Raw genomic sequence first — 11,322 nt, 5'->3', positions numbered from 1 at the left:
ATGCAGTTTAACATTGATAATATGAAAAACAATGTTAATGCGAATTAGTTTGCCGAAAAGTGAATGAACAGCACATACCAAAGGCATCATATCTTACCGAAATCCGAAATCCGAAATTATTAGCTATGTTTGAAGTTAAATTTCCTACAGAAAAACATGAGTAATTTTTGGGCTTATTTAAAAACCAGGCAATTCAGAAACACTATATTATTGGTTATAGCCACGGTTATCAGCATCGTACTGATCGCCTTTTTCAGCCTTAGCTCGTACACCCGCCATGGCCAGGGCATTCCTGTCCCAAAGCTTAAAGGGCTTAATGTTGATAGGGCTATGGAGCTGCTTAAAGAGCAGGGGTTCAGCTTTAAGATAGATTCGGTTTACGTGCCCGACCAAGCCCCCGGGACTATTGTGGAGCAAGACCCTGATGCCGGCACCAACGTTAAAGAAAACCGCACCATATATCTTACCATGGTTACCCAACTTGCGCCACCTGTGTCCCTGCCGGATCTGACTACCGAACAAAGCATTTACCGCGAGGCGGTGGCTATATTATCTAATTACGGCTTAAAAGTTGGCGACACCACCTATAGGTCTGACATTGCGCGCGACCGTGTACTGGAGGTACGTTTTGGCGGGCAGATCATAAAACCGGGCACCAAAATACCAAAAGGCTCTAAGCTTGACTTGGTGCTGGGTAACGGCGAAGGCGCAAGCGAGGTTGAGATACCGGAATTGCTGAACCTTGACCTTGATGCGGCGAAATTCGCTATCAAGGGCGCGGGGTTAACTATCGGTACCATCACTTACGAGGGATCTATAAGCGACTCTACCAACGTATTGGTGGTTTCACAATCGCCGATGCACAGCGATTCGTTAAGTAAAACCAGCATCGGCACACGAATCAATTTAACCGTATCGCAAGGTAAAGCAGAGAATGCCCCAACAAATTAACGCGGCACAATTACAGGAGCGTTTACGGGCCGGCGAAACTTTAAACCTGCTTGATGTTAGGGAAGCTATGGAATACCATACCTTTAATATTGGCGGGCCAAATATCCCGGTAAATAAGCTGGCGCATAACATTAATAGCACCGGCTACAACAAAACCGACGAGATAATCGTTATTTGCAGTGCAGGTATCAGGAGCCAAACAGCGCAAGCCATTTTAACCGATAACGGATTTGCAAACGTGCTAAACCTTACCGGTGGCCTTAAAGCCCTGCAAAAACTAAATATTAACAACACATCTTCCTAAACATAGCATGAAAAAATTCTGGATAGCACTGGTGGTCATCATCGTATTATCATTAGCCGGTACAGGCATATTTTATTACCTCCGTTTTTTTGGGCCAAACGTTACCGATAAGCAGGAATACCTGTACATAAAAACAGGATCTACGCTTGATGACGTTTACAGATCTATAACCCAGCAGGGCATTGTCAAAGACACTACTTCGTTTTTACAATCGGCCCAGAGCATGAAGTTTGTAAAGGTTAAGCCAGGCAAGTACCGTTTAAAAAGCGGCATGAGTAACCGTAATTTAGTTAACATGCTAAAATCGGGCAATCAGGAGCCGGTTACGCTTGCCTTCCATAATATCAGGCTTAAAAATCAGTTTGCCGGTTTTGTATCTAAGAAAATAGAAGCCGACTCAGTTTCGGTATTGCGCCTGTTAGATTCGGCCAAATTTGCCGAGCAACACGGCTTTACTACAGATAATATTTATACCGTTTTTATTCCAAATTCTTACCAGTTATACTGGAATACATCGCCAGAGAAATTATTTGATAAAATGTATGCCAACTACCAAAAATTTTGGACGCCGGAACGGAAGCAAAAAGCAGCTGCCCTTAAACTTACACCGCAGGAGGTTTCGGTTTTAGCATCAATAGTTGATGCCGAGGCTTTGCGTGATGACGAGATGCCAACCATTGCAGGCCTTTATCTTAATCGCCTTAACAAAGGCATGAAACTGCAGTCCGATCCTACCGTCATCTTCGCGGTGAACGATTATACTATTAAGCGTGTGCTTTATCGTGATTTACTTACTAATTCCCCATATAATACTTACATGTATAAAGGTTTGCCGCCCGGCCCTATCATGATGCCATCGATAAATGCTATAAACTCGGTCTTAGATAATAAGAAAACGGACTATTTATACATGTGCGCCAAGGCAGATTTTAGCGGCAACCATGCCTTTGCTACTAACGAAGCCGAGCACAAGGTTAATGCCAAGGCATTCCAGCAGGCCCTTAACGACAGGAATATTAAACGCTAATGTTCCAGAACGCTACCAAATTGAGGGTTCGTTACGGCGAAACCGACCAGATGGGCTATATGTATTACGGTAACTACGCCGAGTTTTTTGAGGTTGGCCGTGTAGAGATGCTTCGTAGCCTTGGCCTCACATACAGCGGCATGGAAGCATCGGGCATTATGATGCCTGTATTGGAACTTAAATGCAAATACCTTAAACCTGCCCGTTACGATGAGGAAATTACCATCAACGTTATTATGGATAAGATGCCCGGCGTAAAAATCCATTTCAGTTACGAATTATTTAACGAGCACGAAGAACTGATACACCTGGGCGAAACGTTGCTGGCCTTTATAAATATGAAGAGCAACCGCCCCTGCCTGCCCCCTGCCGATTTTATTGAAAAACTAAAGCCTTTTTTTGAGTAGTTTTATCCTTAATGAAATGGGCCCACAAATTTTTACTGCACTTTAAGTTTTACCAATACCTTACCGACTGGGCCAAAACCGTTTACATCCCCGGCTTTAGGCCTTTGCCTTTATACACGGTTGTTGTGTTTTTTATCCTTGAGATCCAAAAAACGTCGTTAGCTAACCGTGCGGCTGCCTTGGCTTATAACTTTATGCTGGCGCTGTTCCCGGCCATAATATTTTTATTTACGCTGATAGCCTACATACCGGTAAAAGGTTTCCAAGATAACTTGCTTAGCCTATTCGCTTTAATTATGCCTACAAACGCCTATCAGGCCTTTAAAAGCACTATTATTGATATCATCAAGCACCAAAACGGTAAGTTGTTATCGTTGGGCTTTATTACAGCCCTTTACTTCGCAACTAACGGAGTAAGCAATTTAATGCAGGCCTTCAACAAATCATCGTTGATACTGGAAACCCGTACTTGGCTAAAAAGGCGCTTTATAGCGCTTTTGCTTACGTTAATGATTAGTATAGCCTTGTTGATAGCCATCGTAATCATGACGGCCGGCCAATCTGTAATTTATTTTATCAAAAGGGAATTAGATAGCGATGCTGTCTTTTGGTTCTGGCTGATAGCCTTCTCGCGATGGATAATTATTCTGGTGATATTCTTTACCACCATTTGCATATTGTACCGCTACGGGCCTTCAAACAAGCGCAAATGGAAGTTTATCAACCCCGGCTCGGTACTGGCAACATCGCTGGCCATAGTAACATCGATAGGGTTTACCTACTACACCAATAATTTTTCATCCTACAATACGGTTTACGGCGCCATTGGTACCCTTATTGTAGTGATGATATATCTGTATCTAAACTCGATGATTTTACTCATCGGCTTCGAATTAAACGCCAGTATTGACCTTTCCAAGCGCACTATCCGTATCGAAAAACCTCGGTTTAACACCTTCCGCATCAAAAAAGCAGAGGATTTGGGGCAATAACCCAATGGCTGTCAATACATTACAATTAATTAAAAAAAAATTAACATCAAGTTTGGCAATTCGCCCCGGATTTGTACTTTTGTCCCCGGAGAGCTGGCAGAGTGGTCGATTGCGGCAGTCTTGAAAACTGTTGACTGTAACAGGTCCTGGGGTTCGAATCCCTAGCTCTCCGCTGATATACGTATCAAAACATCTAAAAGGCCTCAAATCGTTGATTTGAGGCCTTTTTCGTTCCTACTACCCTACCAAAACATTCATATAATCGCATAATTCTATTGAGTTATTCGTTGAGTAAATTAAATTAAAAAAAAAGACTCAATGGAAACGCTACAATTAACTGATTTACAACATGTTCGATAGTGAAACATCTTGTCATTTCAGGGCTTAAAATCGACATTTGTTAACCATAAAAATTGTTGATTATGTTAGAAAAAAGCTTTGGGTTATTATTCTTTATGAGAAAGCCCAAGAATTACAAAAACGGCCTGTTACCAATCTATCTTAAGATCACCGTAAACGGACACCCTAAAGAACTTTCAGCGAAAAGAAAATGGGATCCCTCAAAATGGAATTCTGCTGCCGGCAGAGCTACTGGGACAAAAGAAGAATCCCGGGAACTCAATTATTATTTGAATACGCTGGAACAAAAAGTCTACGAAGCGAAAAAATCGCTAATGGAAACTGATAAGCTGATTACATCAGCCGCCATCAAAAATGTTTTGATAGGTTTTGATGAATCCCAAAGAATGATCCTCGAGTTATTTCAGCACCATAACGAGCAAATGAAAGCATTGGAAGGTATAGACTTTGCCCCAGGTACAATAGAGCGGTACAACACGTCTTATGAGCATACAAAGCAGTTTATATTTTGGAAATATAAAGTATCTGACAAAGACATTAAAGAATTGAATTTTGAATTTATCAGCGAATATGCTTTTTGGTTAAAAAGCATTCGAAAATGTAATCATAATACAACTATGAAATACCTTGGAAATTTTAAAAAGATAGTTTTGGTATGCGTGAAAAATAAATGGTTAACCGTAGACCCATTTGCAAATTTTAAACTTACAAAAAAAGAAGTTGAACGAACCGCACTAACAAATATTGAATTGAAACGAATTACTCAAAAGAAATTCGAAAGCGACCGTATAAATCAGGTTAAAGATATGTTTCTATTTAGTTGTTACACCGGTTTATCCTATGTGGATTTGCAACAATTAAAAATAAACGACATCTGCGAGGGTGCGGATGGTGAAAAATGGATTTTTACAAAGCGACAAAAAACTAAAACGGCCACACATATTCCATTGTTACAAGAGGCTGTGAGGTTAATGGAGAAATATCATGATCATCCAAAGTGCATTGTCAGCAACCTTGCTTTTCCTGTGCTAACTAACCAAAAAATGAATTCTTACCTTAAAGAAATAGCTGACTGCTGTGGTATTAAGATAAATTTAACGTTCCACATTGCGAGACACACATTTGCGACTACAATAACGCTAAGCAATGGCGTACCAATCGAATCGGTTTCGAAAATGTTAGGTCATTCTAACTTAATCCAAACACAACATTATGCAAAGACATTAGATATCAAAGTAGGTCAAGACATGGGTAAACTTAGAAACTTACTTAGTGAAAAAAAGAGCTAACATTATATTTATAAAATGTATCTCATCAGTATTATAAACAAATTTTGAGCGGTGGGATTATACCCACCGCATCGAGGTGTAGCTTGTCAAGAATATTTTCACTTTTGAATCCGATTTTTAAAGCGGATACAGCGCTTATTCTTAAGGATATAGCTGCCCATATCGGAATGAAAACCAAGCAGTTTAGCAGTCTTGCAAAATTTGAAGCGCAGGATAACTGATCGTAAACCTTTAACGCGCTTTATAGCATGCTAACGTAAAATTTCATCATAAGCGGCAGTATCATAATCTATTACTTTAATTTTATCTATTGTCAGCTTTAATAAATGAACACGTTAATTGAATTGGTACAGGCTTACGGGCTTTGGATAATATTTCTCATTACGCTATTACAGAGCGTTGGCTTGCCTTTACCTGCGTTTGCGATCCTGATTGTTACGGCAGCAGTCACACCTCCTCATACCTTAAATATTATTGCGCTAGCACTTACCGCAATCTTCGGAACTTTAACTGGTGACATTATCTTATACTTCGCTGGTAAAAAACTTGGCACCAGCGTATTAGGAAAACTGTGTAGAATCTCTTTATCACCCGACTCTTGCGTCAAAAGTAGCGGAGATATTTTTAATCGTTACGGCCCTCCTGCGTTGACCGTCGTAAAATTCGTTCCCGGCCTCTCTACCTTAGCTCCCGTAGTAGCAGGTGTTTATGCCATGTCGTTATCTTCGTTCATAGGCTACTCGATAATTGCCGGTGCAATTTACAGTATTGCTGCTGTTAGCCTTGGAATGCTATTTCGTCATGAGATCAGTAGCTTAATTACTACACTTACAAAATTCGGAAAGTTTGGTGTTGTGATTGTCATAGTATTATTTGTTATCTACCTTTTAGCAAAATGGTTGCAACGATATCTTCTTATCAGACAATTCAAAACTGACCGGGTAACGGTCAATGATCTGCTAGATTTGATTCAGAAAAGAGCGAATCCTGTAATATTCGATGCACGTCCTGCCGACCAGCGCACGAGGAACGGGTTCATCCCCGGTTCTATATCTATAAGCGACAATAATTTAATTGAGATTGCCAATCTTTATTCTGAACATGAGGAAATAATTGTCTATTGTTCTTGCCCAAACGAACTTACCGCGGCAAAATATGCTAAGAAATTACGCAAAACTGGCTTAAAAAGGATAAGACCTTTGCTGGGCGGCGTGGAAGAATGGGCAAAATCTGGTGGAGAAATTTCTTTCATTTGAGGTCGCAAATAAGTTCAATGATATAATTCGATAAGTGTTTTTATTTCTGGTACTACTGATAGCCGAACCCTAAATAGAATTTTCACTGCTATAATTTAAGCCCGCTAGATCTTCCGGCAGAAGAATTTGAAAGAGTGGTTTATGATGAACATCATGTCTTTTAAACATATTCGGTGAGAGACAAAAGATTTCGGGTGGCTTCTAATTCAGCAATTTTATTTTCTACTTCCGCAACATCCCCTTTATTGCATTCAAGAATCTGCATAAGTTGTCGGTTGTCCGATAAAAATTTAGCTATTAGCTAAATAATTAATCCATATGTATAAATGGATTAATTTCCGGATAAAGCAAATAGTTAGTTTTAATTACGATAAATTTAATATCTATAGTTAGAATGAAAATGGCACCATTTTCCAAAAAACCATGTTTGAAAAGTTGAGCTAAGGGGATGTTAACTAGTTCTTAAATTGTTAGTCAGGCATGTATCGGGATATTTTGTCCTCTTGTTGTTAACACATTTTAATATCATCAATTTATAAGGATTCTACAACAATTCGTAAACAAGAAATAAAACATAAGAAGTCAAGTTTTGTTGATTTATTAGAATACCTGAAATTTAAATATCATGTCAAAAACTATTTTAATTACCGGCGCATCTTCAGGACTTGGGAAAGCGACCGCAATTTTATTTTCCGAAAATGGTTGGGATGTTATTGCTGCGATGCGTAAGCCTGAAGACGAAAAAGATCTGTCACGATACCGCAATATTGAGCTGATTAAATTGGATGTCACCAATGTGAATGAAATCCAGAATGCTGCTGAACAGGTAATTCTTAAAGAAAGATTAGATGTAGTTTTTAATAATGCAGGTTACGGGTTGGTAGGGCCTCTTGAAGGTACTTCCGATGAACAGGTTGTCAACGAAATCAATACAAATCTGCTGGGTGTAATAATGGTGACCAAAGCTTTTATTCCATTTTTTAGAAAACAAGGTAAAGGCCTTTTCATAACTACTACCTCAATCGGGGGCTTAGTCGCTTTTCCCTTTAATTCTGTATATCACGCAACTAAATGGGCTCTTGAAGGCTGGAGTGAGAGTATGGCTTTTGAACTTGAGGAGTTCGGTGTAGGAATAAAGACGGTTTCCCCAGGAGGTATAAAAACGGATTTTGCAGGGCGCTCGCTTCAATTTGCGCAACATGAAGCCTACGCTGGGTCTATAGGAAAAGTAATGAAAGCATTTGGTGACCCTGCGCGTGCCGAAAATTATTCAACGGCCGAACAAATTGCAGAAGTTGTTTTTGAAGCAGCAACCGACGGTAAAAAACAGTTGCGTTATATTGCAGGCAAAGACGCCAAAATTCTTTACGCAAAACGCTTGGAAGTTGGGGATGAGGAATTCAGAGCGCAGATTAAGACTAGTTTTTTAGAATAGTTGATGTAAATCCGGCTTCTAAAAAATAATTTTTCTATAAGAATGTATCAGTGTTTCTCTGCCTAAATGTAAGTAGGCACACGCTGATCAGAAAATTATTTCATCTGAATTTTTTTAAAAATATTCTGACAATCTTACGCATTGCGTACATTCTTTAGACACGATACTTCAAAATGTATATAACATCTTTTGCCTAATTTATTTTTAGCTACAATACTGGGAGAACGTAAATAATGAACTAAATTATAATTATAGATCTTTTATTCTGCCTGACAGCTTTAATTTTTTAGTCAAAAATTCGCCTACTTTTAAAGGGTTAAACATAGAACCAGTAAAGAAATTTTGTGTTTTCACGAACATCTTATGGAAACTTTGCTTATTTTGCTTTTCCAGGAAGCGGCGAAGCTGGTATACATCCGGTTTTAATATCCAAAGCTTCCAAGATTTAACAGCATAATACCTAAAATCCCTTCCATGGTATACCAAGCTTAATATTTCCGCTATTTTATTCCCAGTTAAAAAATCCGCTATGAGATCGATAGTCATTTTCTTATAAGTGCCCGGATTTTTGAAGATAATTCCAGCACCCCTGGCGATGTCTGCCAGGGCAATGTAAGGCACGAGCGTCTCCCCACTATAATTTCCTTCGATTTTTCTTTTATTAGGTTGGATTTTAATATTTTCCATAAATAATGCACAGCGAAGGATTGTAAAAGAAATGCCACGAAACCTGATCAGCCGCTCGATTTCAACTTTACTATCTATAAAACTGACGCCTGTCAGCTCATTTCCCGTTCGAATAAAAGAACTAAATACGAGGTGATAAACCCCACACTGCTGGCATGTCCAAAGAATATTTTTGGCCTGGATTATTTCACTTGTGATATCATAATTTTTTTTTGTGGCCGACCATGGCTGTGTAACTCCAAACACCCCATAGGCACCTGTGAATGGCTCAATTAACGAAACCTGACTGTTGGTATCGGCTTTGAAGATTCGGGCACCCATAGTTGCTAATTGTTTCGCAGCACGGGAATCGGGATCACGTGTAAGCGCAACTACTTCCCAGCATTCCTCTCTGAGCAGATATCTCGCAACCGCACCGCCCTGGTTACCGGTAGCTCCGCAAACTACTATTTTTTGTTTTAGCGTGGATGTCATGGAAGCTTTTGGTTTTGATAAGTCTGCTGTTTCACAATTATTCTCAAGTTTCAACAAATGAATTTTTTATCCATGTACTTTTCAGTGAGTGCTGCATAATCTATACCGTTTGATGAAATGATCATGTTTAAGCGAAATACAATATGAGAAGAATGACGGGTAACGAAATTTCGTATTCCGGGCGGTGAAGGTTACGAGATTTCGTAAACCCTTCAATCGCCAACCAAATCTTCTACCGGGAAAATTAGATTGGCTAAGAATTATTATTGATCAATTGGAGTCAGCATGACCAACAAATTGTTCAAGTAGTAGTCGATTCAAAAGGCGTGACCACCGATACCATGGGCGCAAAACTGTTCGACCTTAAAAAACAACTTGTGGTACCTATGATATAGGTATCGAAATTATTGAACAGGCCTGTTTATTGCTGTGCGAAAACCAAAAGAGCTTATCCAAAACCCAAATTTGATTATTAAATATCAACCATCACATCACCATGGATTCAAAAGAAATTAACCTGGCAGAGGCAAAAGTAAAACCGGTTGTAGATCATTTAAACGATTTACTTGCCAACTACCACATACACTACCAAAAACTTCGCGGCTGCCATTGGAACGTAAAAGGCCAAAGTTTTTTTACGCTGCACTTAAAATTCGAGGAACTGTACACCGTTGCCTTAACCACTATAGACGAATTAGCCGAGCGTATACTAACCCTCGGCAAGTCGCCATATAGCACCTTTGCTGATTATATAAGCGAGTCGACTATTAAAGAAATGAATACCATTGGTCTTAAGGATACCCATATGGTGAAAGCGTTACTAAACGATATGCACGTTTTAATTAAAATGGAGCGCTCTATTTTAGAAATTACAGCTAACGCAGGCGATGATGGAACCAATGATATGGTAAATCGCTTTATGCAGTTTAAAGAAAAAACCATCTGGATGCTAAGTGCATTTATTAACGAGGATTGATGACCTTGTAAGGTAAGGTCGTCCACTAATCACATTTATTAACTGTCAACAGGTGTGATTAATTGAGCCTGCATTTTCAGTAATGCAATAAAGAAATTGCTGCGCGCTTTTTCCAAATACGGCAGCCGCAGTCAGGAGCAATTTTTTTGGCTCCAATTTTTATGCGGTTATTTTCGCTGGCTAAAAGTTATTTTTATCTTAAATTGTAAAGGGTTGCACTTTTCATTCCTTTGAAAATCGCCTGATATAGAATTACGCAAAATCCGCTACAACATCCCAGTGAATGAACTGCCATTTTAAGAAACCTGCACATCAAAAATTCAATCCGAATAAAGATCAATAGCGACCCATTGAACAGGATTCTGAAAGGAATTTTATTCACTATCATAAATTATGAACATGTTTTTATTACGTGTTTAAAGAACATCGGACTTTCCTTATTAGCAGCGACTGAAATACATATTTATAAGTTGCTTAAAGTGGTAACTATTGCTGTTACCAGAGAAATTTTCAGGCCAAAAAAAATGATGAAAAAAAAATTATTTATTCGCCTAACAGTTGAACTGTTTCAAGTGGTAGTCAATATGAATAAGACATAATTTACCCCACTCGCTTGCTGAAAGTATTCCAAAGTAACAATGCGGCTGCCATTGTTTAGATGCCGTTGAAGAGACCGCTTTATCCAGAATCTCTAAAAATCTTGTTTTCTCAAAATCGAAGTTGCAATAATTCTCATGGCTGACCGCCATACCGATAGGTAGCTCTAACCCTTTCGGCTGTTCTGAGTAAAGGTCTATAACGATCCACTTGATCAGGCTCCTGGAGAGGAAATTACTTTCATCCGGCAAAAAATAGTAGCCCTGGCCGCTCCCCATTGACAGATTAAGATGATGTAGCATTTGTGCAGCATCCATCTTACCCCAATTTGAATGAGATGATGGGTTAAGTCTTATTAGTCTTCCTTCAAATCTTCGGTAGGTTTTAGCCGAAAAAAAGGCTTCACCGCTTACCCGCTTGGCCACAAAGTATTTCGGGATGTAGCGCAATAACGCCAAAAAAGAATGCCAGAGTGTATATTATGGAGATAGAGACCACCCTATTTCGGGCCAAATTGACCCAGGGGTTAGCTGACTTTTGGGTTGCAGCAAATGCTATAAAAGCATG

11 protein-coding genes and 1 tRNA gene are annotated in these 11,322 nt (G+C 39.3%); 10 read left to right on the top strand and 2 right to left on the bottom strand.

The window, feature by feature from the left end:
* The first annotated feature begins 156 nt into the window (after positions 1 to 156).
* The 9 genes from ACVW0P_RS19430 to ACVW0P_RS19390 all read left to right on the top strand — a co-directional run bounded on the left by ACVW0P_RS19430 (position 157) and on the right by ACVW0P_RS19390 (position 8,021).
* A complete protein-coding gene (locus ACVW0P_RS19430) occupies positions 157 to 951 on the top strand; it encodes a PASTA domain-containing protein (protein ID WP_457133541.1) in 795 nt (264 codons plus the stop codon).
* The gene (locus ACVW0P_RS19425) at positions 935 to 1,255 is read left to right on the top strand and encodes a rhodanese-like domain-containing protein (protein ID WP_457133540.1); all 321 of its coding nucleotides are present in this window, start codon (positions 935 to 937) and stop codon (positions 1,253 to 1,255) included. Before ACVW0P_RS19430 ends, ACVW0P_RS19425 begins: the two co-directional genes overlap by 17 nt.
* A gap of 7 nt (positions 1,256 to 1,262) precedes the next feature.
* A complete protein-coding gene (mltG, locus tag ACVW0P_RS19420) occupies positions 1,263 to 2,282 on the top strand; it encodes an endolytic transglycosylase MltG (protein WP_457133539.1) in 1,020 nt (339 codons plus the stop codon).
* Complete coding sequence (locus tag ACVW0P_RS19415; RefSeq protein WP_457133538.1) at positions 2,282 to 2,689, top strand: acyl-CoA thioesterase; 408 nt, start codon at positions 2,282 to 2,284, stop codon at positions 2,687 to 2,689. The genes mltG and ACVW0P_RS19415 overlap by 1 nt, the downstream gene beginning before the upstream one ends.
* 11 nt (positions 2,690 to 2,700) lie before the next feature.
* Positions 2,701 to 3,681 carry a YihY/virulence factor BrkB family protein gene (locus tag ACVW0P_RS19410; RefSeq protein ID WP_457133537.1) on the top strand — a complete coding sequence of 327 codons (981 nt, stop codon included), beginning with the start codon at positions 2,701 to 2,703 and terminating at the stop codon, positions 3,679 to 3,681.
* 87 nt (positions 3,682 to 3,768) lie between these two features.
* Positions 3,769 to 3,853, top strand: a tRNA-Ser gene (locus ACVW0P_RS19405).
* Positions 3,854 to 4,103: 250 nt separating this feature from the next.
* Positions 4,104 to 5,330, top strand: coding sequence for a site-specific integrase (locus tag ACVW0P_RS19400; protein ID WP_457133536.1), 1,227 nt, complete (start codon positions 4,104 to 4,106; stop codon positions 5,328 to 5,330).
* A gap of 326 nt (positions 5,331 to 5,656) precedes the next feature.
* The gene (locus ACVW0P_RS19395; protein WP_457133535.1) at positions 5,657 to 6,586 is read left to right on the top strand and encodes a VTT domain-containing protein; all 930 of its coding nucleotides are present in this window, start codon (positions 5,657 to 5,659) and stop codon (positions 6,584 to 6,586) included.
* 625 nt (positions 6,587 to 7,211) lie between these two features.
* A complete protein-coding gene (locus ACVW0P_RS19390; protein ID WP_457133534.1) occupies positions 7,212 to 8,021 on the top strand; it encodes an SDR family oxidoreductase in 810 nt (269 codons plus the stop codon).
* A 249-nt stretch (positions 8,022 to 8,270) separates the two neighbouring features.
* Here the strand turns inward: ACVW0P_RS19390 and ACVW0P_RS19385 are convergent, their stop codons facing one another.
* Entirely contained in the window at positions 8,271 to 9,236 is a 966-nt protein-coding gene (locus ACVW0P_RS19385) for an NmrA/HSCARG family protein (RefSeq protein WP_457133533.1), read from the bottom strand.
* A gap of 442 nt (positions 9,237 to 9,678) precedes the next feature.
* Between ACVW0P_RS19385 and ACVW0P_RS19380 the strand changes: the two genes are divergently transcribed.
* The gene (locus tag ACVW0P_RS19380; RefSeq protein WP_457133532.1) at positions 9,679 to 10,158 is read left to right on the top strand and encodes a Dps family protein; all 480 of its coding nucleotides are present in this window, start codon (positions 9,679 to 9,681) and stop codon (positions 10,156 to 10,158) included.
* A gap of 551 nt (positions 10,159 to 10,709) precedes the next feature.
* Here the strand turns inward: ACVW0P_RS19380 and ACVW0P_RS19375 are convergent.
* Positions 10,710 to 11,180: a DUF1569 domain-containing protein gene (locus tag ACVW0P_RS19375; RefSeq protein ID WP_457133607.1), complete on the bottom strand. Its 471-nt coding sequence runs from the start codon at positions 11,178 to 11,180 to the stop codon at positions 10,710 to 10,712.
* Positions 11,181 to 11,322: the final 142 nt, after the last annotated feature.

Source organism: Mucilaginibacter sp. UYNi724, assembly GCF_054057495.1.
Note: the sequence above shows the minus strand (reverse complement) of the source record. Positions and strands in the feature narration are given on the sequence as shown.